Here is a 25,832-nt window from a genome sequence, read left to right as displayed (position 1 = left end):
CTGAATGGTTAAATAGCTGGTGTGAGTTGGACAGTAGATATTCCCAAAGAAGCCCTTCCCGATCTTCCTCCCCTGCCGGAAGGCATTGAAGAGGTCTTTCAGGACGTGGTCAAGCGTGATGCCAAGCAGCAACCCAGCTGGGATCAGGCGCAGGCTGACAACGTCCGGAAGATCCTTGAATCTGTGCCTCCCATCGTTGTCGCGCCGGAAATCGAGGTTCTGAAGAAGAAGCTCGCCGACGTCGCTTTGGGCAAGGCATTTCTCCTCCAAGGTGGCGACTGCGCCGAGACCTTTGAGTCCAATACCGAGCCGCACATTCGTGGCAACGTTAAGACCCTCCTGCAGATGGCTGTGGTATTGACTTACGGCGCCTCGACCCCAGTGGTCAAGCTGGCACGTATCGCCGGCCAGTACGCCAAGCCGCGTTCTTCCGATATGGATGCAAACGGCCTGCTTAACTACCGCGGTGACATCGTCAACGGCGTGGAACCTACCGAGGAAGCCCGTCGCCACGATCCGGCCCGCATGGTGCGCGCTTATGCAAACGCCTCCGCAGCCATGAACCTGGTGCGTTCTCTGACGGGTTCCGGCACGGCGGATCTCTACCGCCTCCACTCTTGGAACCGCGAGTTCGTTGCTCAGTCGAGCGCCGGTGCACGCTACCAGGCACTGGCGGATGAGATCGAGAACGGCCTTAAGTTCATGAATGCCTGTGGCGTCTCCGACGAGACCCTGCGCTCGGCAGACATCTACTGCTCGCATGAGGCACTCCTTAAGGATTATGAGCGCTCCATGCTGCGCCTTGGCCAAGACGCCAATGGCGAGACCAAGCTCTATGATCTTTCCGCACACCAGGTGTGGATCGGTGAGCGGACCCGTGGCCTCGAGGACTTCCACGTCAACTTCGCTGCTCTCATTGGCAACCCCGTCGGCATCAAGCTTGGCCCTGGCGTGACTCCAGAGCAGGCCGTAGAGTACGCCGAGCGCATCGACCCCAACCGCGAGCCTGGTCGTCTGACCATGATCGCGCGCATGGGCCACGACAAGGTACGCACTGTATTGCCTCCCATCGTCAAAGCTGTTGAGGAATCCGGGCACAAGGTGGTCTGGCAGTCAGATCCCATGCACGGCAATACCTTCACGGCCTCCAATGGTTATAAGACCCGCCACTTCGACAAGATCCTCGATGAGGTTCAAGGCTTCTTCGAGGTGCACCGCGAGCTCGGTACTCACCCAGGCGGAGTCCACTTGGAGTTCACCGGAGAGGACGTCACCGAGTGCTTGGGCGGCGCCGAGGACATCACCGATGTCGATCTGCCGGGTCGCTACGAGTCCGCCGTGGATCCTCGCCTGAACACGCAGCAGTCTCTTGAGCTGTCTTATCTCATCGCGGAGATGCTCCGGAACTAATCTCTGGAACTGGTTTCCGGGAACTGGCCGGCGGGATTAGGCTCTGCCGATCCCGCGGCCTAGTAAAGGCGCCAGAGCACCGGAATCTCGCCATAGGAGCCTGAACCGAACCACCAGGCTCCTATGGCTACGGCGCCTGCGCCTAGCGCTACGACGATGAAGAATGCCAGCAGGGCTAGCGGCCCGCGGTTGCTCAGCGGGCGTTCTGGCGGTTCTTCCTCCGTAGCTAGTGCCGTGCTCGCGCTTCCGACGGGCCTGGGTGAAACTCTCTCAGGAGAAGCAACGGGCACGTTGGGCACTGGCGTGGCAGGGGGCAGGGCAGGCGGGATCGCAGCGGGGGCCTGCGGCATATCTAGACGTGTCTCGAAGCCAAGCGGTGCGCGTTGCGAGAAATCTCGTGTGAGATCCGGACTCGGGGATAGACTCTCCGGTTCGTGGGGGCCAACTGCCGGGGGTTTCGTGGGTGCTGGGATATTCGTCGTGGCATCGAAGATTCCTGTGTTGCCTGAAACGCTGAAGCTGGTGGGTGCTGCAGCGGTTCTGGCGGCAGCAGAGTTCTTAGGAACCGGCACAGTAAAAGGCGGAAAGCTAAGTTCGCGGGCCACATCATCTACGGCGGCGAGAAACTCGCCGGCGTCGGAAAAGCGCTCATGCGGATCGCGCGCGGTGGCTGTGGCCACGAGGGCGTCGACAAGCGTGGGAACCTCGTAGGTGGCGCGGGCGGATGGAGGACTGACCACGCCCTGCAGCCGCGCCGTCGCGTGCAAAAGGGGAGTATCGCCGCGGAAGGGGACCGTGCCAGTGAGAAGTTCGTAGAGGACGATTCCTGCGGAGTAGACGTCAGAGGCGGGGGTGATTGCCTCCCCGGTTACCTGCTCTGGAGAGAGATAAGACACGGTGCCGACTATCTGTCCAGACGTGAGCTGGTGTGCGTTGGAGGAACGCACGAGCCCGAAGTCTCCGAGCTTGATGCGGTGATTGGCGGTAATGAGAACATTGTCGGGCTTGATGTCTCGGTGAACAAAGCCCGCCTCATGAACCTCCTGCAAACCCGTGAGCAAAGAGTGCATGACGGCCACTGCGCCATGCGCAGGCATTGGGCCACGTTCTGCCAACAACTCGCGCAGAGTGCCGCCGGTTATCAGTTCCATGATGAGGTAGATGGGCTCGCCATCAGCCGAAAAGTCATGCACGGCTACGAGATTGGGATGCTGGAGGCGTGCCATGGCTCTAGCCTCGCGCTTGAAACGCTGCAGGAAGACTGGGTCATCCGCGTAGCGCTCATCCATAACCTTCGCTGCTACGGCCCTGCCGAGGCGTAGGTCTATGCAACGGTAAACCGTCGAGGTACCGCCCCGCGCGATCGCACGGTCGATGCGGTAGCGATCCTCAAGAATATCTCCCACCTCTAAGCCAGTCATAGCAACCAGTATGGTGGATTTGAGGGCAAATGTGTTACCCGCACTACTACTCATTTGGGTTATCGCACTAGGGTAAGGAGAGTGACTAATCTAGATAATCGCTCGCAGGATTCCGCGCCGGATCTTGTACAGTTGCTGGCCGGAGAAGAATTACTTACCCTCGCAGACGTCGCGGAGAGGCTAGATCTAGCCATCACCCGTGCTTATGACTTGCTCAATGACCGCAAGTTCATTGCGTGGCGTAGCCCGGAAGGCACCAGGCTCGTGCCGGCGTCTTTCTTCAACGACAAGGGCAGTATCAACAAGTATGTCTCTGGCGTCATTACGGTCTTGAGCGATGGCGGATACAACGATGAAGAGATTCTTGCCCACCTTTTCAGCGCGGATGACTCACTTCCCGGGCGGCCGATTGATGGCCTGCAGGGGCATCTGGCGCGCGAGGTAATTCGCCGCGCGCAGGCAGCAGCTTTCTAGCTCTGCGCGCCGCCCACTGGAGTGCTTTTCTCGGTAACGCCATCATTTTCTTTGTCTACCGCTTGCCCTAAAGGAGTTTCCTCACCGGAGGAGGGGGCAACGCCGGCGAAAACCCATTGAGTCATAAACCAAGCTCCAATGATGAGGCCGATGTCCCACCACCAGTTATACATTTGGTGGTTGCCGTCTCCAGCGAAGGAGAGCCCGATAAAGACTGTGGCACCGGTGGTGAATTTGACCAGCCATAGTGGCGGGCGGAATGTGCCCATGAGGGTGAGCACGGAGGCGTAGTACCATGGCAGGGTAACAGAATTAAAGAGGAATGCTGCCTGGTAGGCGGCAGCGGTTCCCGCGATGGCGCGTCGTGCACTGCGGCGGCTGAGCCACCAGACAACCGCCAAGCAGAGGAGCATGACCACCATCGAGGCGTTGCGAAGCACGGACAGGATCGCATTATAAGTGGCGTCCGGGGAAAAGACCTGTACTAGTGGAACTACGATGTCGGCTGCCAGAGTGGGGCCGGCGAGCGGGTTGACCACTTTTGAGTTGCCACTGATTTGGCTCAGCCAGCCCCAAGAAGATCCAGAAACCCAGGTTATGAGAGCCACCGTTGCTGCAATCTCGACCACCGCGATGATTCCTGAGACAACAAATGCTATGCACTGCCTTATGCGGCCACGCTGTTGTGGCGCGTAGTGCAAGACCATCAGCCAGACAATGAAAGGCATGGCAAAAATCGCGGTGGCTTTCAGCGCCACGGCAATTCCTACGAACACGAATCCAACCTGGAAACGGCGATGCAGCGCGGCGAGGAGAGCTAGAGATACTAGCGCGACCATGACCGATTCATTGTGCATGCCGCCCACCAAGTGCAAGACCACCACTGGGTTAGCGACGCCCAGCCACAACGCCAGCGTGGGATCTCCGCCTAGTGCCCGGGCGATTTTGGGAATCGCCCATGCGATGATGGCAAAGCCCAGAACCGAGATCAGCTTATACGTGATGATTCCCGCTGCCACGCTATCGCCGACGAGCCGGGTAACGCCCTCTCCCATCCACAGGTGGAGGGGTCCGTAGGGCGTCGTGGTATTGCGCCAGTCGTGGGAGACCTCGAGGAGGAAAGGGCCGGGGTTGACCGCGGCGCCTTCCGTGTAGGGATCGAAGCCGTCACGCACCATGGCTCCTTGCATGAGATAGGAGTAAACATCGCGGGAGGCCAGCGGAGCTGCAAGAAGCAGCGGAAGGACCCACGCCCACATCATGGTGCGGATGCGGCGAAAGCTCTCGTCATCCTTGGGCGAAGAAGACTTGAGATGAGGGGCAAGCACTTGGCGGCCAGCCAAAATCCAGGCCGCTACTAGTCCAAACAGTCCCACCCAGTACGCGACCATGCCGAGGTTTCGGCCATGTCCATAGGCAAGGAAGCCCACGTTGAGAACTTCAAGAAGCCCGCCGCGGTTGCGGGTTGCGCCACCGGAGAAAGAGGCCAGCATCAACACGACTGATGCCATCACCCCCAGCGTTAAGGCCTGGGGGATTCTTATACGGACCTTGGTGGAGGAGGAGGCCATATTAACGCTTCTCTTTTCAGGACTCGGACGGAAACAAAACATGGAGGTCAGTAGCTCGACAAGCTCGACATGGGGCTAGTGGCTAAATAAATGCAGGCAAAACAAGTGCAGAAACAAGCACCTAACTCCGACGAGCGGTGGCCTTAAGCGCAAGCGCTTCGAGTGTCTCAGTCACTTCTGGGGCCACCCCGGACTCACGCAGATGGCGTAGCCCTGAGGACGTAAGCGCTGCGATTCGCTGCTCGATGAGCGCAGGGGCGCCGGAGTCCGTGATGATCTGCGCGAGGCGCGCTATGTCTGCTGGGTCCTCAACGTTGCCGATTTTCGCTCGCAATTCCGCTGCCGCAGCTGGGTTGCTTTCGTCGGCACGTTGGAGAGCGAGAGCTAGCAGCACCGTGCGCTTTCCTTCCCTCAAATCATCACCGGCTGGCTTGCCGGTGACTTCCGGGTCTCCGAAGACTCCTAGCTGATCATCGCGCAGCTGGAAAGCGACGCCGATATCGCGACCATAGCCCCTGAAAGCGGCGATGAGGGCCTCGTCGGCTCCTGCAATCGCAGCTCCCAAATGCAGTGGCCTTTCGATGGTGTAGGCGGCAGTCTTGAAACGGTTGACGGAATTCGCCAGATTCTCGTCCTCTGAACCAGCGGCCTCGAGGGATACATCGAGTAGCTGGCCGCCGATCACCTCGGTGCGCATGCCACGCCACGGATCGCGCGCTCGGCGCAGCGCTTGGAAGCTCAATCCCGAGTCTTGGAACATATCCTCTGCCCAGACAAGGGCCATGTCGCCCACGAGGATCGCTACAGACTCTCCGAAGGCCTCCGGATCACCTAGGTGCTGCCGGCTGCGGTGGACGGCTTCTACTCCTCGATGCACGGTGGGTTGCCCGCGCCGAGTATCAGAGCCATCAATAATGTCATCGTGGATGAGGGCGGATGCCTGGATGAACTCCAGGGACGCTGCAGCACGGAGCATGGCCTCAGGATCCTCGTCTCCATCGAGCCCTCCGGCGCCGACGAAGCCTGCCCATGCATAAAGCGGACGTATGCGCTTTCCGCCACCTAAGACAAAGGACTCGAGGAAAGCCGTGGCGTTAACCACTGGGGCGCCGATCTTCTCGATCTCGGGGCGCTGCGCACTGACAAACGCTGACAGCTCTTGATGGACAGCCCCGGGAATCTCATCGAGGTTGGGAGTATGGTGCAAAGTCACGAAGTTGAGGATACCGGCTGGCGCGCCTTATTAGGTCAGGCAGGCGGGTGCAGCGGCAGCGTGGCGCCCAGAATTGCGAAAGCACGTGAGTCTGCGGGGTACTCCAGATTACGAAGAACATCAAAGAAACCCAATGAACGGTAGAGCCCAAAAGCTGAATTAGCTTCATGAGCGACTTCTGGGGTGGACAAGAGTACGAAGCGGGCAGGGATGTTCCACACCAGACTCTCCAGCAACTTACGTCCGATTCCTTTGCCCTGGTAGCTGGGGAGAACATGGATCTCGGCCAGCTCAAAGTAGCTGTGCAGAATCTCGTAGTCTTCCGGGGTAGGCCCGCCGGCCTCGAAGAAGCCTCGGCGCAGCTGCCGGTCCCACCAGGTATCGGGGGAGCCGAGGAAGCCATAGGCAATGCCGAGGATCCCCTCGCCGTCCTCTGCGATGATCGCGCTAAAGCCAGGTTTGATGACTTCAGCGCGCCACGAGCTCACTCTATTGGAACGAATGCTGGGGCTATAGCCCATGGCTTCGATATAAATCTCAACCAATTGTGGGGCCAGCAAGGAAAACTCCTGCGGGCTGAGGCGGCGGATCGTGATACTCACGTATTCAATAACAGCAGATTAGCCACTCCTAATCCGCGGTTTCGGAAGAGAATTGTTCTTCAGTCTGCGCGCTATTGAGAATCGCCAGGGAGCCTGTGTTCGAAAACAGGCCGCCTAAGGAGGTTAAACCCTTGATAAATTAGAACATACGCTCTAAAATGAGGGTAGTTGTCGTGGTTGTTGCTTAGTCTCTGTGTCAAAGACCAAGCAAAGAAACCAAGCAAAGAAACTAAGTAAAGAAACCAAGCAAAGAAACTAAGTAAAGAAACCAAGTGAAGCAAAAGCGTGGAGTGTAAAGGAGGAAGATGATGGCTCAGATTATTTCCGCAACGGCCAGGCTCAAGGGAGCTGGGCGTCAAGCACCGGGGGAGTTGAAGCGAGATCGCTTCCTTCGGCAGGCTAGCGAGTTGATTGCCTCTGCTCGCGGTTTTGCCGCGGAGAAACGCTGGGACCGGGCATTGGAGTTGGCTTACCGGGCTGGTCTACGCACCGCCGGCGCCCGCGTCGCGGTCTCTCCGGTGGCTAAGCGGCGCCGTCTTCCTAGTAGCGCCTGGGAGCAGCTGTCCTTGGTTTCCGCCGCGGATAAAGCATGGGCCGCAGAGTTCTCGCGTTACTCCCGTATTCGCTCGCGTGTGGCCTCTGGGTTGGAGGATGCTCCTTCTTCAGAAACTGTGTTTGCGGTGCTTGAGCTTGCGGCGCGATTCTTGGACGCAACCGTTTCTGACGGGGAGTTCGATGACCTAGCGGCTTAGCCAAGCGCGGTATTGGGTGCTAATCCGGCCGGCGCTTCGCTTGGTTCTAGGGGTTGAAAAGAACTCGTCTGTATTTGTGGGAACTAACTCGCTAGTCTAAGCGTTGAAGCTAGTAGATATATAAAACCCACACTTGGTTGGAGGAACAGTGTCTCTTTCAGAGCAGGAGCAGCGCGCTCTCCGCGAAATTGAGCAGTCTTTGCTCGCGGATGATCCAAAATTTGGCGCCTCAGTTGGCACGGCTTCCTCCTTTGGTAACCCCAGAGGCGGTGCATTAACCCTTCGGGGCGTGGCATTAGTCGTCGTCGGTCTCCTAATGTTGGTGGGCGGCGTCGCTTTGGCCCAACAGAGCATCTGGTTCATCGGCATTTCTATAGTGGGCTTCCTGCTCATGTTTGGCTCCGGGGTATGGATGCTTCGCGGCTCGGGGGAGTCGGCAGGGGGACGGTCGCCTCGTTCGGGGTCGGGGAAGCGGGCTCCGCAGAAGAGCGGCAGAGTCTCTGGCAAGCTCGAGGAGAATTTCCGTCGGCGTTTCGAGGAGAAGTAGAAACATGGGGTAGGGGCGAAAGCCCCGCCTCATTGTTCTCTCACCAAGGAGCTTCCAGCTTCTAGGTTTCTGAAAAAGGCTCCGGCCCTCACCGCACGAAAGTGCAGTGAGGGCCGGAGCCTTTTTCATGCCTGGTTTGCTGAGCATTCTTGTACTCTCCCTTATCTCCCCACTTTCCCCCACATACTAGATTTTGGTGGAGATTGAGGTGGCACCTGCGGGGGTTATGCTTATTCTTCAATGCGGATGAAAGGGCAATTGTTCCTGTTCGCGCGTGGCTCTAGGGTCAGAAGAGATGATGTGGGGTAGTTCTTAAACATGGGGCAGTGGTGATCTGCCGTGCCGTATAGGAGTGGGATCGAGGAAGCTTTGCGGGCTTTTCTCCCACAAGGAAAACCCTCATTTTACTTGGTTTTTAGGATTTGTTTATAGGGAAATCTGCCTCTGGGGTATTGGAAGTGGGGGAAAGTGGGGTAGAGTGGGGCGCAGCGGAGGAAGTTATGTCTCTCAGGCGTGCTTTTCGCCGCTAGAGGAATCTGGCGTCACGAGTTAAGGAGGGTGGACCCGGGATGTTTCTCGGAACCTACACTCCGAAACTGGATGACAAAGGAAGGCTGACGCTTCCAGCGAAGTTTCGTGAGGAACTGGCCGGTGGCCTGATGGTCACCAAGGGCCAAGACCACTCGCTCGCGGTGTATCCGCGGGAGGAGTTTGCCTCACGGGCGAGGAAAGCGGCTGCAGTATCACGCACAAATCCTGATGCGCGCGCGTTCATTCGTAACTTGGCAGCAAGTGCGGATGAGCAAAGGCCGGATGGACATGGGCGGATTACGTTGTCGGCGGCTCATCGCGAGTACGCGCACCTGAGCAAGGAGTGTGTGGTCGTAGGTTCAGTCGATTTCCTTGAAATCTGGGACGCGGGCGCGTGGGCCGAGTACCAGGCGCAAACTGAAGATGCCTATTCAACAGCAGATGCTGATGATGTGTTGGCTGGTCTGCTCTAGTGAGCTAGCCGCTGTCACAAAGACAAGTGTGTGTAAGGACTCTGCCCGAGGTGGATGCTCTGGTGTACTTCCCCGATATCAGAAACCTGCCTCGGACAGGGCCCTATACGCACTTAACTTCTATTCCAAGGTCCATTGGGGCTAGCCCAAATAAAAGTTGAAGCAAAAAATCTCGGTAGGAAAAGTGCAACCACGGAAAGGCGGTGAAGAAAATGACCAAGGCTTCTCAGGCGGAGAGCGGATTCAATGGCAACCGCGGTGCTAGCGAGGGCGTTGACTATGACGTAGTGCATAATCACGGCCACGTTCCTGTGATGCGTGAGCGCATGGTGCAGTTGGTGAGACCTGGCGTCGACAAGCTCGGCGCAGATGCCGTCATCGTCGATGGAACCCTCGGCGCGGGTGGACACACGGAGTATTTTCTCCGCAGCTTCCCTCAGGTGCGCGTCATTGGCGTAGACCGAGACGCGGCTTCGCTAGCCGCAGCCACGCGCAGGTTGGCGCCCTTTGGCGAGCGCTTCCTAGGCATCAATGCCCGCTTCGATGAAGTGGGGGAGAAGATCGCGCAGGCAGACTCCGAGATTTGTGCCGTCGCCCGTGAAAACGGCGTGGCGGGGGCACTTTTTGATCTCGGAGTCTCATCCATGCAGCTAGATCAGCTGGAAAGGGGCTTTGCCTATCGAGCGGATGCGCCCTTGGATATGCGCATGGACCCCTCAGAGGGAATGACCGCCGCTGACGTGCTCAACACCTACAGTCACGGAGACTTGGCGCGCATCCTTAAGACTTATGGCGATGAGCGCTTCGCAGGCAAGATTGCCAGCGCGATCTTGGAGGAGCGCCAGAAGCAGCCTTTTGAGACTTCGGAGCGTTTAGTTGAGCTCTTGTACGCGGCCATTCCCGCGGCCACCCGCCGTACTGGGGGGCACCCGGCCAAGCGGACCTTCCAAGCTTTGCGGATTGAAGTAAACCGCGAGCTGGAGGCCATCGAGTACGTGCTTCCGGTGATAACGGATGCGCTGGCGCTCGGCGGTCGGGCTTTGTTCATGAGCTACCAGTCTTTGGAGGATCGCATTGTTAAGGCGGCTTTCAAAGAGTTGACCGCTTCAACCACGCCTCCCGGGCTGCCGATGGACCTTCCCGGCACAGCCCCGAAGTTTCACACGGTAACGCGTGGAGCGGAAAAGGCTAGTGCGCAGGAAATAGAAGAGAACCCTCGAGCCGCATCTGTGCGGGTCAGGGCTATCGAGCGAGTAGAAGGCCAACCAGACTTTCATGCCCCGAGGAGTCAACGATGAGTGCCACACAAGCCAGAGATACTGAGAGCCGATACAGCGTTAGAGAGGGCCGCCGCACCATGGGCGCTAGCCGTGACTTCACGAGCAGAGGCGAGGGAGATGCTTCCGCGGCGTTGCTTGAGCGCGGAACTTACTCCGCGCCGGGGAGGACGCCACGTCGCGCGGGAACTGTCCACCGGCCGGAGCTGCCACGCCGCACTACGCGGAGGTTGGGATCTAAGCAGGTCGTCAGCAGACGCGGACGCCAGATACACCAGCCCTTGGCCAAGTACGCGCACCTTGCGCGCTTGGGTGGAGTGGCGATCCTCCTTCTCGTTGTCGGAGTGATCGTGTCGATAGCGCTTTCCGGAGTCTCAGCGGCGCAGACCTTCAAGATTCAGCAACTCACGGTTCAAGAGTCCGATCTGGGCAACCAACTGGAGACCCTCAACCGCGATTTGGAGAACGTCCGTTCCTCGGCAGATGTTGCGCGTCGTGCAGAGGACAGGAATCTGGGCGTGCCCACCACGCCTGGCATAGTCGAGGTCGATGGTTCCGGCGAGGTGCACACCAAGCGTGAGGCACAGCCGGGAATGGAATCGCTTTACGACGTCAACGGAGAGCCGATTCGCCCCGGACAGGCCTCGAGCGATCCGCGCGAGACCTCAGACATCAGCAACAGTCTCTCGGCTGTTCCGCAGGGCCATCAGCACGCGGGCAATGATGCGCAGCGAGGCGAGAACAGTGAGCGCGATAGGGCAGAGCAGGCCGGAAATCAGCCTGCTGCAGGAAGCGACTCGGGAGCAGATGATGCCGCCGAGGCACCTGCTTTTCCCGCTAACGCGCCCTATGCAAACCGGTAGATAAGAGAAGCGCACTTGGAGAGCAGATGAAGTGATGCTGGCTGTAGCAATATCGCCCGGCTCGCGCGTGGTTGCGCGAGCCTTAGCGCTTGCTAGGGCACAATGACATCAGCAGATTTGCTGGAAATATGTGGCAGATCGTTCAAGTGAGTGCAAGGGAAGGAGACCGCGGACTGTGACTCCACCGAATCCGGGTGGTCGGCGAGCAGGTGATGCCGGCCGTCGCTATGGTGCTAACCGTAGCACTCGGCCAGCACCGGGTCCCCAGGCCAGCGCGCAGCCGCGAACAAGTGCCCGCGCGGCGAGCCCCACGCAAAAGGGCATCATGCGCAAGCGCTTTAGGGTCGTTATCGCGGCATTGTTGGTACTCACTGTTGTATTCGTGGGCCGTTTGGGCTGGATTCAATTGGTGTGGGGTCCGGACCTAGCTGCGAAGGCCGTCGAACAGCGCTCGCGGGTCTATCTTGATCCCGCGCGCCGTGGCGAAGTAGTAGACCGCGATGGTCAACGTCTTGCCTACACTATGCAGGCGAGGTCGCTGACGGTGTCTCCCACGCGTCTGCGTTCGGAGCTCAAAGAGCAAGCAGAACTCGAGGGTGTGGCCGAGGGCAAGTTTAACGGCATGGATGAGGCTTCACGCGAGGCGGCGCTCGACAAGTCTGTACAAGAAACTCTCGACGAGATGGCCACTGCAATTCCGGAGATGATCAAGGAAGCTGGGGCGGCCACAGGCAGCGTCGAATCAAAGCAGATCCTAGCCAAGCTCAAGGCGGATACCCAGTACGAGGTCCTCGTTCGCAACGTCGACCCCGATATTGCGGTGAGCATATCCAACCGCTTTCATGGTGTTGCGGCAGACCATCAGGACATTCGGCAGTACCCGAATGGTTCTATCGCCGAGAACGTCATCGGCAAGGTGTCGATGGATGGTCAAGGACAATTCGGCTTCGAGGCATCCGGGGATTCACTGCTGACCGGCATCGACGGGCGCTCCACCGAAGACGTATCGACTGACGGACAGGTCATCCCCGGTACGCTGCGCGACGAGGTTCCCGCAGTCGAGGGCAAGGACATCACCTTAACCCTTGATCTAGATCTCCAGACCTACGTCCAGCAGAAGCTGGAGAAGGCCAAGGCTAACTCTCAGGCCGATGGAGCGCAGGCAGTGGTCCTCGATGTGGCCACGGGCGAGGTCCTGGCCATGGCGAACACAGGAACGGTGGATCCTAATAAGGACGTCGAAAAGCAGTTTAAGGAAGGCAAGGACTTCGAGAACCGCGCCGTCTCCCACCCTTATGAGCCCGGATCCGTAGCTAAAGTAATCACTGCCGCCGCAGCTTTGCAAGAAGGGGTGACCACCCCGGACGAAGTGCATCAGGTTCCTGGATCCATTGATATGGCCGGCGTCACCGTGAGTGATGCCTGGCAGCACGGCGTGGAGCCTTATACCACCACCGGTATCTTTGGTAAGTCCTCCAACGTGGGCACGCTCATGCTCGCCCAAAAGCTTGGTCAGGAAAAGTATTCGCAATATCTCGAGGCATTTGGCCTGGGCCAGACCACCGGTATTGAGCTCCCTAACGAGTCTTCTGGGCTGGTGCCGCCTCTAGAGCAGTGGTCAGGCGGAACTTTTGCCAACCTGCCCATCGGGCAGGGCCAGTCATGGACAACTCTGCAGATGGCCAGCGTCTACCAGGCCTTGGCCAATGGCGGTGAAAGGATTGAGCCGCGCATCATCTCCTCGATTGCAGGAGAGGACGGAGAGCACGAGAGGCCCGCGCCTAAGACCACCCAGGTGGTGAGCCCCGAGACTGCGAAGACCACGGTTGAGATGTTCCGCTCTGTGTTCCAATCGGATCCCAGTGGCATCCAAAACGGAACGGCCGGCGGGAACTCGATCGAGGGATACCAGCTCTCGGGCAAAACGGGTACGGCGCAAAAAGTTGATCCCAACACCGGTAGCTATTCCAATTCCGCCTACTGGATTACCTTTGCCGGCATCGCGCCGGCCAACGATCCTCGCTTCGTCGTCGCGGTCATGCTTGACGAGCCGAAGTCCGGGGTCAACGATGATGGATCGGGCGGGCAATCGGCTGCGCCCGTGTTCAAAGACATCGCTTCCTGGCTGCTCAACCGCGACAACATTCCGACCACTGAACCAGCGGAGCAGTTGACACTGCGAGCGCAGTGATCGCAAGCATGAGGCGCCACAGACGCGAATAATAAAGACTTATAAGAATTGCTTTAAAAGGAAATCCTCGGAATACAGGGAGCGAGAAGAAGAAAATGGCAGTGACACTCCACAAACTTGCGGAGATCTCCGGCGGGCGAGTTATCGGTGACGCGCGTGTTGAGGTTTCCTCGTGTGGCCTTGATTCCACCAGTATCGCTTCAGGAGCGCTGTTTGCAGCCCTGCCCGGAACCCATGCGCACGGTGCCAAGTTTGCGGCAGACACTCCAGCTGCGGCGATCCTCACGGATGCCGCGGGCCTAGAGATTCTCTCAGAGGCAGGGGAGCAGCGCCCGATAATAGCCGTGGAGGATATACGCGCGGTGCTCGGCACGATAGCGGCCGAGATTTATAATCACCCGAGCTCGCGTCTGACCGTGGTAGGGGTAACGGGAACGTCCGGAAAAACCACCACCAGCTACCTGCTTGAGGCGGGTCTGCTTCACGCCGGCTTTTCGGTAGGGCTCATTGGGACCACCGGCACCCGAATTAATCGCGAGCCTGTGGCAACTAAGCTGACCACGCCGGAGGCTCCGACGCTCCAGGAGCTTTTCCTGCGCATGCTCGAGCAGGGCGTGACACACGTGGTCATGGAGGTCTCCTCGCACGCATTGGAGCTAGGACGAGTGCGCGGAACCCGCTTTGCGGTGGGAGGCTTTACTAACCTGAGCCAGGATCACCTAGATTTTCACCCGACCATGGAGGCCTACTTCCACGCCAAGGCTCGCCTGTTTTCCGGTGAGCAGGCTGCCCGCCAGGCCGTCGTCTGCATCGACGATAAGTGGGGCCGAGAGATGGAGCACGTAGCCCGCGACTCAGGGCTCGAGGTTAGCTCGGTGGCCACTGATCCTGCACAGGAGGATGAAGCAACCTACTTTGCTCAGCAGGTTCGCGCGGAGGCATCCGGCGTCCAAGAGGTAGAGGTGCGCAGCGCTCATGGCGAGGTGGACTTCCGTCTGCCTTTGCCAGGGAAGTTCAACATCGCGAACGCGGCATTGGCGCTGGGAATGGCGCGCGCCATTGGCGTCGATAGTGAAGTATTCGCTGCAGGGCTGGCTCATGTCTCGGTGCCTGGGCGGATGCAGGCTATCCATCAGGGCCAGGACTTCCTCGCCATCGTGGATTATGCCCACAAGCCAGCGGCCGTGGCCGCGGTGCTCGATACCCTGCGCGGGCAGCTTTCAACAGACTCTGCCAGGATCGCGGTGGTCATCGGAGCCGGCGGTGACCGCGACACCACCAAGCGCCCGTTGATGGGTGCCGCAGCGGCCCAGCGTGCTGATTTGGTGATTGTCACTGATGACAATCCGCGCAGCGAGGACCCTGCTCTCATTCGCTCTGAGGTACTCGAAGGCGCGCGGCAACAAGGTGGCGCGCGGGAGGTCCGTGAGATTGGCTCCCGGGCGCAGGCAATTCAGGCTGCTGTCGAATGGGCACAGCCTGGAGATGCGGTTATTGTCGTGGGTAAAGGCCACGAAATAGGCCAAATCATCGGAGACCACACCTATCACTTCGACGACCGCGAGGAACTTTCACAGGCAATCGAGGATCGGATTGCCCGCGCGGCTGGGAACTCCCCATCCGCGCAATCGAGAAGTGACGAAAATGGCGTCACTGACATAGAGGAGCAGAAATGATTCCCTTGACATTGCAGGAGATCGCCGATATCACCGGCGGCACGCTCGACCACGTGGATAATCCGCACCAACAGGTGAGCGGGTTCGTCGAGTTCGACTCTCGCAAGGTAACTCCTGGCGGGCTCTTCCTCTGCCTGCCCGGCGAGCATGTTGACGGCCATGACTTCGCCGCGCAGGCAATAGAAAAGGGCGCGGTGGCCGTCCTAGCCGCACGGCAGGTGGGCGTCCCCGCCATTGTGGTTGAGCCACACGGCAAAATCTCCGGGGAGGGCGCTAATGCTGACATCTATGCGCACGACGTTGATGGTTCGGCCGCGGCGGTTGTAGCGGCGCTGTCTGCGCTCGCGCGTGCCGTCACCCAACGCCTGGCCGCTCAGCACCAACTGCGCATCGTAGGTATTACGGGTTCCGCGGGAAAGACATCCACAAAGGATCTCATCGCCACCATCTTTCGCGCTGCGGGGGATACGGTTGCACCCCCTGGCTCGTTTAACAACGAGGTCGGGCTGCCCTATACGGCTTTGCGCTGTGATGAGCATACTAAGTACCTTGTGGCTGAAATGTCGGCGCGGGGAATTGGGCATATTCGGCACTTGGCGTCCATCACCGCGCCAAAGGTGGGGATCGTGCTTAACGTGGGGACCGCCCACTTGGGCGAGTTTGGCTCACGTGAGAACATTGCCTTGGCAAAGGGCGAACTCGTTGAGGCATTGCCTTCCGCCGGCGAAGGCGGAGTTGCGGTGCTCAACGCCGACGATGATTTTGTATCCGCCATGGCCCCGCGCACCCAGGCAAAGGTGGTCTACTACTCCGCTTCTACTCCGCCGGCCTCGCAGGCACAGTACTATGCCACGGGCGTCCAGCTTGACGACGTCGCCCGCGCATCCTTTACCCTGCATACCCCGCAGGGCGAGGCCTTTGAGATAAAGCTGCAGGTCTTTGGTCAGCATCAAGTCTCCAATGCCGTCGCGGCAGTGGCAGGGGCTATCGAATCCGGTGTGGATCCGGCGCTTGTTGCGCACGCTCTATCGGGGCATCGTATAGCTTCCAAGCACCGGATGGATGTGCATACCCGCGCCGATGGCGTGACAATCATCGATGATTCCTACAACGCGAACCCGGAATCGATGCGCGCGGCGATTGCGGCTCTGGCCTATACCTCGGCCGCCCGCCCTGACGTGCGATCAATTGCGGTGCTGGGACAGATGGGGGAGCTGGGCAACGAGGCTCAGGAGGCGCACAGCGAGCTGGGGGCTGAGCTGGCCAAGTACAACGTGCAGTATCTCGTCGCGGTAGGAACGAACCCGAATACGCAGGCAATGGCGCAGGCCGCCGAGGCACAGGGTATAAATACTACTGTCTGCGCGGATGTCGAGCAGGCGGCTCAAGCCGTCGAGGATATTTTGCGCACGCCGCCGATCTCCGCGGAGGATTGGGATCGGCGCAGCGCTAAGGATGTTGTTTTGGTCAAGTCTTCCAATGCCCAACATCTATGGAAGGTGGCTGATGCTCTTGTGCGTTAAGTGCTACCACCCACAAGCAGCGCCGATAAGCAGCGCATTCTCCACACGTTAGTTACCGCCGTAACTAAAAAGAATTAGAAAGACTTTAACCAGTGACTCAGATTATTATTTCCGGAGTCGTGAGCTTCCTCGTCGCGATCTTTAGCACCCCGGTTCTCATCCGCTACTTCTCCGCTTTGGGCAAGGGGCAAGAGATCCGCGAAGATGGGCCGAAGTCTCACCTGCGCAAGCGCGGTACGCCAACGATGGGCGGGCTATCGATCCTGGCGGGCATCGTCGTTGCCTATGTCGTGGTGGGCATCTACGGCGAGATACAGGGAATAGGGGGCTTTACTGCCTCCGGGCTCCTTGTACTCGGATTGACGCTGGGCCTGGGTGCTCTTGGTTTCGCCGATGACTTCATCAAGCTTTTTAAAGCCCGTAACCTCGGCCTCAACAAGACTGCGAAGCTTCTGGGTCAGCTTGTTCTCGCACTGGGCTTTGGCTGGCTGGTTCTGCAATTTAAGGATGACAACGGGCTCACGCCGGGGTCTACGAATCTTTCCTTTGTCCGCGAGATTGATACCTTCAATATCGCAGTCGGCGGCGCGATCGTAGGCACGATTATCTTCCTAATCTTTATGTACCTGCTCATCGCGGCATGGTCCAACGCCGTCAATCTGACCGATGGCCTGGATGGCCTAGCTGCTGGTACCACGGCGATGGTCATGGGCGCTTATACCATCATTACTTTCTGGCAGTTCCGGAATTCTTGCGCCACCGCGCTCAGCGCTGGGTGCTACCAAGTCCGCGATCCGCTGGATTTGGCGGTTCTTGCCGCTGCCGGACTGGGCGGTTGCCTAGGCTTTTTGTGGTGGAACGCCGCTCCAGCCAAGATCTTCATGGGTGATACCGGTTCGCTCGCCTTGGGTGGCCTTGTAGCCGGGCTTTCGGTGACCACTCAAACCGAGCTGCTCATGGTCATCATCGGAGCAATCTTCGTGGTGGAGACTGTTTCCGTTGTTATCCAGATCGTAGTATTCCGCACCACCGGCAAGCGTTTCTTCCGTATGGCACCCATCCACCACCACTTTGAAAATGGCGGTTGGGCGGAAACCGCCGTCGTCATTCGCTTCTGGCTGCTGGCGGCAATGGCCGCGATGGCCGGCACCGCCATCTTCTACGGTGACTGGCTTCTCAAATCCGGACTTGGGATCTAGTTTCCAAGTTCCCAATGGCTTCTCCACTGGATTCTCCCCAATGACTACTGAAAGGCTCGGTTAATCCTCCTGATGGACATCTATGATGCCTCGCGTGTTCCCGCCAGTCTGCGCGGTAAGGTTCTCGTTGCCGGGGCGGGTGTGTCTGGGCGGGGATGCGTGCGCGTCCTGCACGAGCTAGGAATTGATACGACGGTCGCTGATGGAAATGCGGACGCACGTCAGTCCATGGAAGCTCAGTTCGGAGTTGACACGCTTAGCCCCGCGGAAGCGTTGCAAGCCACCGGCGATTTCGATCTCGTTGTTACTTCGCCGGGATGGCGCCCCGATACGCCCCTGCTCGTGGGTTTCGCACAAGCAGATCGGGAGGTCATCGGCGATGTCGAGTTGGCCTACCGGCTGGATCGCGCGGGCGTCTTTGGTGCCCCGCGTAAGTGGCTGGTGGTAACAGGCACGAACGGGAAGACCACAACGACCGGAATGCTGGCTCAGATCATGCAGGTCGACGCCCAGCGCACCGGCCGCCGCGCCTTGGCAGTGGGCAACATCGGGACTTCTCCTTTCGACGCCTTGCGCGCTACCCCGCGCGTTGAGGTGCTGGCCGTCGAGTTGTCATCTTTCCAGCTGCACTGGTCTTCGCAGCTGCGCCCCGCTGTGGGCGTGCTGCTTAATCTGGCAGAGGATCATATTGATTGGCACGGCTCCTTCGACGCCTATGCGCGCGCCAAGGCGAAGGTCCTAGCCGGCCAGGTCGCTGTCTATGGGCGCGATGACTCTAGGGTGTGCCACTATGTCGAGCTCGCTAAAGAGCACGGGCAGTTGGTCAGCCACCTCTATTCTTTTGGCGCGGGGGAGCCCGGTCCTGGCCAGGTTGGCATCGCCGGGCAAGCCCTCGTCGCCGAAGATCTGGAAACCCCAGGTCGAGTAAAACTCGGCCCCATCGAAGGAATTGAGCCTCCCGGTCGGGCAGGCGCCCTTGACGCAGCCGCAGCCGCTGCAGTGGCGGCACTGGCCGGTGCTGCTCCAGAATCTATTGATCAAGGGCTACATGCCTTCACCGTGGCTGGTCACCGAGGCGCAATAGTGCACCGGCACGCGGGGGTGGACTTCATCGACAACTCTAAGGCGACCAATCCTCACGCGGCTGACGCGGCGCTGCGCGGCTTGGACTCCGTTGTCTGGGTGGCCGGTGGCCAACTCAAGGGCGCGGACGTGCATCGCCTTATCGCGAGCCACGCCGGGCAGATTAAGGCTGCCGTCGTCTTGGGAATTGACCGGCATCTCATTGCACAGGCGCTGCAGGAACTCGCGCCGCATGTCCCAGTGGAAGTCATCGACTCGACTGACCCGCAGGAGGCGATGGACGCAGCAGTTTCCTTTGCTCTGCATCACGCCGTGGCCGGGGATACCGTCCTTTTGGCCCCTGCTGCGGCATCGTTGGATATGTATAGCGGGATGGGCGAGCGTGGCGACATGTTTGCCCACGCTGCGCGGCGCCTCGACCACTAGGAACCTTAAAAGTTATAGACTCGTCAGCACCACGAGAAACTTTGACAACACAAGTATCGCCCGCGCTAGTTGTATCGCGTTAGTTGTAGTTGTTCTTCCAGGTAGGTAGGAGACACCATGACAGCCACTTCTTCGCAGCCCCAAGGCGAGGTGCCTGGGCCGGCAAATCAGTCGCTGTCCCAACGCCTTGTGGAACTACGCGCGCACTTGAGTACCCGCGCGGGTCTGGACTACACCATGCTGCGTTTTTGCGTGGTCGCGTTGGTGTCAATAGGTATCCTCATGGCCTTCTCCTCCTCGATGGCCACCTCTTTGGCAGAGAGCGGCACGGTGTGGAGCGAGGCCATGCGCCAGATGCTCTTGGTCGCCTTGGGCCTGGTTGCCTTCTGGGTAGGCCTGCGCATTCCGCCGGATTCTTTGCGGAAAGTCGTGCCCCTAGCTTTGGTCGTGGCGGTGCTGTTGCTCATCGCTGTTCTTATCCCTGGCATTGGTACAGGTAGGGAAAGCGTCGGCTCCCAGTCGTGGATCGTTCTCGGACCCTTAACCCTTCAGCCCTCCGAGTTTGCTCGCGTCGTCGTCGGCCTGTTCGGCGCCTCAGCGCTGGCGGATAAAGTGTGGAATGGCTGGAAACTATCTAATCCATTTCTGGTCTATGCCGTAATCGCCGGATTCATGTTGATCCTCATCATGGCGCAGGGCGACATCGGCATGGCCATGTCCTTTGCCCTGGTTGTCATCTTCACCCTGGCTTTCGCCGGCGTCAACTGGCGGGTGTTTATTCCCATCGCGGGCTTGGGCATCCTTGGTGCTGTGCTTCTCTTTTTTAGCGGCGGGTTTCGCTCACACCGCTTCCACACCTACTTTGATGCTCTGCGCGGAAACATCGAAGATACCCAGGGCGCTGGCTTCCAAGCTTATCAGGGCTTCCTCTCGCTTGCCGACGGCGGGTTCTGGGGCGTGGGCCTAGGCCAGTCCCGCGCCAAGTGGTTCTATCTTCCGGAAGCCAAGAATGACTTCGTCTACGCAGTCATCGGGGAAGAGCTGGGTCTATGGGGCGGTGCTCTAGTTATCCTCCTCTTCGCCACGCTGGGATATGTTGGCATCCGCACCGCTCGCAGGGCTCGCAATCAGTACCAGGCTCTGCTGGCAGCCACATTGACTGTCGGCGTGGTCAGCCAGGCCTTTTATAACATCGGCTACGTCATCGGCCTCTTGCCGGTTACCGGTATTCAGTTGCCCATGATTTCCGCGGGCGGTACGGCAGCCATCATCACGATTGGTTCTATGGGCATATTGTGCAACGTAGCCAGGCACGAGCCCATGCAGGTCTCAGCCATGCAGAACTTCGGCCGTCCTATATTCGACCGTGTCTTGGGGATTCCGGAGCCACGCACGGCGCCGGAGGTTATAGTGCGCGGCAATGGCAGGCGCTCGCGCCCAGCCGCGAGCGTGCCGAATGGATCTTCGCGCACAGCTTCCCAGCCACGACCCCGTGGCTCTGCGGCCCACGAAGAAGGGGAGCGGCGTCGACGCTACGGGCGTCCCGTCACCGAGCGCGGGCAGGGCCGTTCTTCCTACCGCGAATCAACGTCGCGCCGCGAGTCTAGGGGTGCAGAAGCCCCGCGGGTGCGCCGTGATCCGCGCATCCGCCATCGTTCGCGCGGCGAGTGATCTTCTAGGCAGGGCGCGCTGGTAGCCTAGTTTCTATGAATTCTCTGCCCATTTCCGTCGTCATCGCAGGTGGCGGCACTGCCGGACACATCGAACCAGCGCTTGCAGTAGGGGAGGCATTGCGGGATCGACACGGTGCTCGGCTCACGGCGCTCGGCACGTCCCGCGGCCTTGAGCGGGACATCATTCCGGGGCGCGGAGTTGATTTGCGCCTGATAACCCCGGTGCCAGTCCCGCGAAAGCTCAATGGGGACCTTCTGAAACTGCCCTTTAACGTGGCCAAGTCTTTTCGCCAGACCCGCCAAGTGCTCAAGGACGTCGATGCAGACGTGGTCTTTGGCACCGGCGGATACGTCGCTGCACCGGCCTACCTCGCCGCAAAGTCATTGGGTGTGCCTTTCTATGTTCTAGAGACCAACGCCTTGGCCGGAATGGCCAATAAACTGGGCGTCAGGCTGGGGGGAATTGGGCTCAATGCCCACGCGGATTCCGGGATGCCCGGTGAGGTCGTTGGCATCCCGGTGCGCCCTGGCCTAGCCACCGATCCAGATGGCAGCGTGGCTGCTGCTGCGTGGAAGAAATGGAACCTGCGCGATGACATGAAGACGATTTTGGTCACCGGCGGCTCTCAAGGCGCGGTGAGCATCAACAGCGCTCTGGCAGGTGCTGTTGAGAACCTGAGCAAGGACTATCAGATTCTGCATGCCTACGGTAAGAAGAACCAGGCTCCCGCAGCCCACGAGAACTATGTTCCCCTTCCCTATATCGAAGACATGGCAGGGGCCTTAGCAGTCGCGGACCTAGTTGTGTGCAGGTCTGGGGCCATGACAGTGGCGGAAGTCAGCGCAGCAGGGCTTCCTGCTATCTATGTTCCGCTGCCTTTTGGCAACGGTGAGCAGGCTTTTAACTCCCGTGAGCTCGTCGAGGCCGGTGCGGCCGTGCACATCCCCGATGCCGAGTTGAGTGCAGAACGCTTGATTGACCAGGTTCGCTCAATTCTCGGGGATCCGCAGCGCTTGGCGGCCATGCAAGAAGCCGTCGCGCGCGCTAGCGCGGGGGACGTGGCCTACACCTTGGCAGACCGCATTGCCAGCAGCGTCACTAGAGCAGGGCGCGAAGTAAAACAAGAACACGATAAGTCCCGCAAGCCTGGGCGCGGAAGCAAAACAGCAGGCACTGAAGAGAAAGGAAACTAACATGGCAGACGCTTTGCCTTATGACCTCACGAGGGTGCACTTCATTGGAATCGGCGGTTCTGGGATGTCGGGACTCGCTCGCATCCTCGCCGCCCGCGATTGCGTAGTTACTGGCTCCGATGTTAAAGATTCCACCCCGGTTGCGGTCTTGTGTTCAATGGGAGCCAAGGTCGCCATTGGTCACCGTGCTGAGAACCTTGAGCTCGCGGGCCAAGAACCTACGACAGTAGTCACTTCCTTTGCCGCCATTCCACAGGACAATCCCGAGCTGGTAGAGGCCAAGAAGCGGGGGATCCCAGTCATTCGTCGCTCTGATCTCCTGGCTGCTCTGATGGTCGGCCACACACAGATTCTGCTGGCTGGCACACATGGCAAGACCTCGACCACCTCGATGACCGTGAGTGCTATGCAGCGTGCGGGCCTGGATCCTTCCTTTGCTATCGGCGGGCAGCTCAATCGGGCCGGTACCAACGCCCACTCTGGTACGGGTAAAGCCTTCGTCGCGGAAGCCGATGAATCGGATGCCTCACTTCTGCGCTACAGCCCGGATATTGCGGTCATCACCAACGCTGAACCCGATCACCTCGATTTCTTTAAGACTCCTGAAGCTTATTTCCAGGTATTCGATGACTTCGCAAACCGCGTGACCGAAGGAACCGGATACCTAGTGGTGTGCCTAGAAGATCCGCATGCAGCAGCCATCGGGCAGCGTGCTCTCGAAAGAGGCGTCAACGTGCTGGGCTATGGCAGCGAGGAGGCGGGGGAGAAGTACCCAGAGATTCCACTGGCCGGCGCTCTCGTTGGCGAACACATCGATGAGACTGGAATGCACGTAGCGGTTCGCCTGCGCCTGCCAGGCAGCGCGGAGCAACACGCGGAGTACGGGCTGCAGATTCCGGGCCACCACATGGTTCTTAACTCCGTGGCCGCGTTGGCGGCCTCAGCTTTGGCCGGAGGCGATGTCACAGAACTCGCCCAGGGCTTGGAGGAGTTTAGCGGCGTGCGCCGGCGCTTTGAGTTCCGAGGGGCCGTATCCTTTCATGAGGGCCCTGACGTGCAGGTCTTCGACGATTATGCGCACCATCCCACGGAGGTGACTGCGGTGCTCAAGGCCGCGCGCCAAAAGGTAGAGGCGGCAGGCCAAGGTGGGCGCGTCATCGCGTGCTTCCAGCCACACCTCTACTCGCGCACCATGGCCTTCGACGCTGAGTTTGCTCAGGCACTTTCGTTGGCGGATGCCGCGGTGGTTCTAGACATTTATGGTGCGCGCGAGCAGCCGGTCGAGGGCATTACCTCGCGAATTATCACGGATAAAATGCCGGAGGACATGCAGGTCATTTTTGAGCCAGACTTCTCAGCGGCGGCGGCAGACGTAGTTTCTTTGGTGCACCCTGGCGATCTCGTCCTGACGATCGGGGCTGGCTCGGTTACTCTACTCGCCGCTGAAATCTTGGATAAGTTGAAGGGCTAAAGTGCGCAAGGACAAGGGCGTTCGAAGCCCCGCCAAATGGATTGCAGGCGTCATCGCCGCGATAGTCGCTGTAGGGCTACTTGTGGGCGCCGCGTTGTGGGTTTTTCCCATCCTGCGTGTCGGCGGCTTTGTTGTGGAAGGCAATGAACACATCGACAGCGCCGCAGTGGAGGAGGCAACCAGGGTTGGGATAGGGACAAACCTCGTGCGGGTCAATGCGCGCGAAGCGGCGGCCGGGGTTGCTTCCTTGCCCTGGGTTGAATCGGCAACGGTGTCTCGCTCTTTTCCCTCGAAGCTCAAGGTTGAGCTGGTTGAGCACAAGGCCATCGCCTTCAAGAAAGAAGGCGATGATTCCGAGCTCATCGACGGCGCCGGTGAAGGTTTTGTGCGCGAGACCCCGCCGGAAGGCACTGTAGAGATAACAGGCTCTGTTGAACCTGGCAGTGAGCAGATGGCCCAAGCAGCCGCTGCTATCTCCGCTCTTTCCCCGGAGCTGCGTGCGCAGGTCGAGAGCCTCGAAGTCAAAGATGCCTACTCTCTTAGCTTTAATTTGCGGGATGGGCGCAGTGTCTTTTGGGGGGCCAGTGATGGCGATGATGCAAACAAGGCCCGTGCCTTTGCCACGGTGCTAAAGATGGATGGTCAGCACTGGAATATTTCCAACCCGGAGCTAGTCACCGCGCGGGACTAAAGGGCGACGTCGCCAAGCATTGCTGTGGCGGATGTGGCGGGTGTGATCTGAATACCCGCACGTCAGCAACCCTAAAGTAGTCCTTGAGGGTACCGACACGCGGCGAAATGAACGCGAATTTTCCGCCACATTCATCGAAGATGGAAGCAACCGCTTCTTGGCTTAAAGGGGCGCACGGATGCGGAATGCATTTTTCCTCGTTTACGGTCTACGCAACTGCAGTTTTTATTAGCGAAAGGTGAGCACACCTCACATGATCTCTTCCAGCAACAACCTTGCGGACATCAAGGTCGTCGGCGTCGGCGGTGGCGGCGTTAACGCCGTTAACCGGATGATAGAAGAAGGCCTCAAAGGCGTTCAGTTTGTCGCCATCAACACCGACTCCCAGGCACTGATCTTCTCTGATGCCGATACCAAGCTCGATATCGGACGCGAGGCCACCCGTGGCCTGGGCGCCGGTGCCAACCCCGAGGTGGGCAAGACCTCCGCCGAGGATCACAAAACCGAGATTGAGGAAGCCTTGCAGGGCTCCGACATGGTCTTTGTTACCGCGGGTGAGGGAGGCGGAACCGGCACCGGTGCTGCGCCGGTAGTCGCCTCCATCGCGAAGAAGATGGGCGCGCTGACCGTCGGCGTGGTTACCCGTCCCTTCAAGTTCGAGGGTGCGCGCCGCACCCGCCAGGCCATGGCCGGCATCGAGGAGCTGCGCGAGGTGTGCGATACCCTCATCGTCATCCCCAACGACCGCCTCATGCAGCTAGGTGGAGAGGAGCTTTCCATCGTCGAGGCCTTCCGCGCCGCGGACGAGGTGCTCCATAACGGAGTGCAGGGAATCACGAACCTCATCACCATTCCGGGCATGATCAACGTTGACTTTGCGGACGTTCGCTCCGTGATGTCGGATGCGGGCTCCGCCCTCATGGGAATCGGTTCTGCCCGCGGCGACAACCGCGCTATGACCGCCGCAGAGCAGGCCATCAACTCGCCGCTGCTTGAGTCCACCATGGAAGGCGCCAAGGGCGTGTTGCTCTCCATCGCTGGCGGCTCTGATCTAGGCCTGCACGAGGTCAACTCCGCGGCATCGATGGTTGAAGAGCGCGCGGACGAGGATGCCAACATCATCTTCGGCACCATCATTGATGACACCTTGGGTGACGAGGTGCGCGTTACCATCATCGCAACCGGCTTCGATGCCCAGGCTAATATGGCCGCTCAGGCGCAGCAGCAGGATAAGGCGGAGGCGGAGCGCAAGCCCGGTTCCCTTTTTGATAGCCGCGACCGTGGCGAGGCCGAGCCCGTTACCCCGGCCCCGGCACCAGCCTATGCCGAGGATCCGGCTCAGGACCGCTACGCACCGCGCCACTCCTATGAGCCTCGCGCTGGCGAGCGCGAGCCCCAGGCTCCTAGCCGTGGGGGCGAGTCGGGCGGCCTCTTTACCAGCTCCGAGCGTTTCCAGCGCGATGATCGCCGCGAGGAGGGTCGTGATGACTACCGTCTCTCACGCCCTGCCGCGCGCCACGATGACGATGGTGATGATGACCTCGACGTGCCTTCCTTCATGCGCTAAGCGT

21 protein-coding genes are annotated in these 25,832 nt (G+C 59.5%); 17 read left to right on the top strand and 4 right to left on the bottom strand.

Annotated features, from left to right (window positions below):
- Positions 1 to 21: 21 nt before the first annotated feature.
- Complete coding sequence (locus F4V60_RS08180; RefSeq protein WP_075730135.1) at positions 22 to 1,410, top strand: class II 3-deoxy-7-phosphoheptulonate synthase; 1,389 nt, start codon at positions 22 to 24, stop codon at positions 1,408 to 1,410.
- Positions 1,411 to 1,469: 59 nt separating this feature from the next.
- Here the strand turns inward: F4V60_RS08180 and F4V60_RS08175 are convergent, their stop codons facing one another.
- Complete coding sequence (locus tag F4V60_RS08175; RefSeq protein WP_075730134.1) at positions 1,470 to 2,831, bottom strand: serine/threonine-protein kinase; 1,362 nt, start codon at positions 2,829 to 2,831, stop codon at positions 1,470 to 1,472.
- 81 nt (positions 2,832 to 2,912) lie between these two features.
- Here F4V60_RS08175 and F4V60_RS08170 point away from each other — a divergent pair, with 81 nt between their 5' ends.
- Positions 2,913 to 3,305 carry an Rv2175c family DNA-binding protein gene (locus F4V60_RS08170; RefSeq protein ID WP_141255930.1) on the top strand — a complete coding sequence of 131 codons (393 nt, stop codon included), beginning with the start codon at positions 2,913 to 2,915 and terminating at the stop codon, positions 3,303 to 3,305.
- Here the strand turns inward: F4V60_RS08170 and F4V60_RS08165 are convergent.
- From F4V60_RS08165 to F4V60_RS08155, 3 genes are all read right to left on the bottom strand, one after another.
- Complete coding sequence (locus F4V60_RS08165) at positions 3,302 to 4,876, bottom strand: alpha-(1->6)-mannopyranosyltransferase A (RefSeq protein WP_075730132.1); 1,575 nt, start codon at positions 4,874 to 4,876, stop codon at positions 3,302 to 3,304. The genes F4V60_RS08170 and F4V60_RS08165 overlap by 4 nt on opposite strands.
- 121 nt (positions 4,877 to 4,997) lie before the next feature.
- Positions 4,998 to 6,089, bottom strand: a complete 1,092-nt coding sequence (locus F4V60_RS08160) for a polyprenyl synthetase family protein (RefSeq protein ID WP_373862521.1) — start codon at positions 6,087 to 6,089, stop codon at positions 4,998 to 5,000.
- A gap of 35 nt (positions 6,090 to 6,124) precedes the next feature.
- Positions 6,125 to 6,691: a GNAT family N-acetyltransferase gene (locus F4V60_RS08155; RefSeq protein ID WP_075730131.1), complete on the bottom strand. Its 567-nt coding sequence runs from the start codon at positions 6,689 to 6,691 to the stop codon at positions 6,125 to 6,127.
- 305 nt (positions 6,692 to 6,996) lie between these two features.
- On the opposite strand from F4V60_RS08155, the gene F4V60_RS08150 reads away from it, so the two are divergent.
- The 15 genes from F4V60_RS08150 to ftsZ all read left to right on the top strand — a co-directional run bounded on the left by F4V60_RS08150 (position 6,997) and on the right by ftsZ (position 25,828).
- Complete coding sequence (locus F4V60_RS08150; RefSeq protein WP_307722795.1) at positions 6,997 to 7,443, top strand: SAV_6107 family HEPN domain-containing protein; 447 nt, start codon at positions 6,997 to 6,999, stop codon at positions 7,441 to 7,443.
- A gap of 148 nt (positions 7,444 to 7,591) precedes the next feature.
- Positions 7,592 to 7,990 (top strand): DUF3040 domain-containing protein, encoded by a 399-nt coding sequence (locus F4V60_RS08145; RefSeq protein ID WP_075730130.1) that lies wholly within the window; start codon positions 7,592 to 7,594, stop codon positions 7,988 to 7,990.
- Positions 7,991 to 8,559: 569 nt separating this feature from the next.
- Positions 8,560 to 8,994, top strand: coding sequence for a division/cell wall cluster transcriptional repressor MraZ (gene mraZ / locus F4V60_RS08140; RefSeq protein ID WP_075730129.1), 435 nt, complete (start codon positions 8,560 to 8,562; stop codon positions 8,992 to 8,994).
- 212 nt (positions 8,995 to 9,206) lie between these two features.
- Positions 9,207 to 10,292 carry a 16S rRNA (cytosine(1402)-N(4))-methyltransferase RsmH gene (gene rsmH, locus F4V60_RS08135; protein WP_075730128.1) on the top strand — a complete coding sequence of 362 codons (1,086 nt, stop codon included), beginning with the start codon at positions 9,207 to 9,209 and terminating at the stop codon, positions 10,290 to 10,292.
- Positions 10,289 to 11,134, top strand: a complete 846-nt coding sequence (gene ftsL, locus F4V60_RS08130; RefSeq protein WP_075730127.1) for a cell division protein FtsL — start codon at positions 10,289 to 10,291, stop codon at positions 11,132 to 11,134. Before rsmH ends, ftsL begins: the two co-directional genes overlap by 4 nt.
- Before the next feature lie 325 nt (positions 11,135 to 11,459).
- Positions 11,460 to 13,325 carry a peptidoglycan D,D-transpeptidase FtsI family protein gene (locus F4V60_RS08125; RefSeq protein WP_075730126.1) on the top strand — a complete coding sequence of 622 codons (1,866 nt, stop codon included), beginning with the start codon at positions 11,460 to 11,462 and terminating at the stop codon, positions 13,323 to 13,325.
- A 95-nt stretch (positions 13,326 to 13,420) separates the two neighbouring features.
- Positions 13,421 to 15,001 carry a UDP-N-acetylmuramoyl-L-alanyl-D-glutamate--2,6-diaminopimelate ligase gene (locus F4V60_RS08120; RefSeq protein WP_075730125.1) on the top strand — a complete coding sequence of 527 codons (1,581 nt, stop codon included), beginning with the start codon at positions 13,421 to 13,423 and terminating at the stop codon, positions 14,999 to 15,001.
- Positions 14,998 to 16,524 (top strand): UDP-N-acetylmuramoyl-tripeptide--D-alanyl-D-alanine ligase, encoded by a 1,527-nt coding sequence (locus F4V60_RS08115; RefSeq protein WP_075730124.1) that lies wholly within the window; start codon positions 14,998 to 15,000, stop codon positions 16,522 to 16,524. Before F4V60_RS08120 ends, F4V60_RS08115 begins: the two co-directional genes overlap by 4 nt.
- Before the next feature lie 92 nt (positions 16,525 to 16,616).
- Positions 16,617 to 17,723, top strand: coding sequence for a phospho-N-acetylmuramoyl-pentapeptide-transferase (mraY, locus tag F4V60_RS08110; RefSeq protein ID WP_075730123.1), 1,107 nt, complete (start codon positions 16,617 to 16,619; stop codon positions 17,721 to 17,723).
- Between the two features lie 72 nt (positions 17,724 to 17,795).
- Entirely contained in the window at positions 17,796 to 19,232 is a 1,437-nt protein-coding gene (gene murD, locus F4V60_RS08105; protein ID WP_075730122.1) for a UDP-N-acetylmuramoyl-L-alanine--D-glutamate ligase, read from the top strand.
- A 117-nt stretch (positions 19,233 to 19,349) separates the two neighbouring features.
- Positions 19,350 to 20,903 carry an FtsW/RodA/SpoVE family cell cycle protein gene (locus F4V60_RS08100; protein ID WP_075730121.1) on the top strand — a complete coding sequence of 518 codons (1,554 nt, stop codon included), beginning with the start codon at positions 19,350 to 19,352 and terminating at the stop codon, positions 20,901 to 20,903.
- Between the two features lie 35 nt (positions 20,904 to 20,938).
- A complete protein-coding gene (murG, locus tag F4V60_RS08095) occupies positions 20,939 to 22,099 on the top strand; it encodes an undecaprenyldiphospho-muramoylpentapeptide beta-N-acetylglucosaminyltransferase (RefSeq protein WP_075730120.1) in 1,161 nt (386 codons plus the stop codon).
- A 1-nt stretch (position 22,100) separates the two neighbouring features.
- Positions 22,101 to 23,570 (top strand): UDP-N-acetylmuramate--L-alanine ligase, encoded by a 1,470-nt coding sequence (murC, locus tag F4V60_RS08090; protein WP_075730119.1) that lies wholly within the window; start codon positions 22,101 to 22,103, stop codon positions 23,568 to 23,570.
- Position 23,571: 1 nt separating this feature from the next.
- Entirely contained in the window at positions 23,572 to 24,261 is a 690-nt protein-coding gene (locus F4V60_RS08085; RefSeq protein WP_075730118.1) for a cell division protein FtsQ/DivIB, read from the top strand.
- Between the two features lie 253 nt (positions 24,262 to 24,514).
- On the top strand, positions 24,515 to 25,828 hold the full coding sequence (gene ftsZ / locus F4V60_RS08080) for a cell division protein FtsZ (protein WP_075730117.1): 1,314 nt from the start codon (positions 24,515 to 24,517) through the stop codon (positions 25,826 to 25,828).
- Positions 25,829 to 25,832 lie beyond the last annotated feature (4 nt).

The sequence above is a fragment of the Corynebacterium flavescens genome, assembly GCF_008693105.1.
Taxonomy (GTDB): Bacteria; Actinomycetota; Actinomycetes; order Mycobacteriales; family Mycobacteriaceae; genus Corynebacterium; species Corynebacterium flavescens.
Note: the sequence above shows the minus strand (reverse complement) of the source record. Positions and strands in the feature narration are given on the sequence as shown.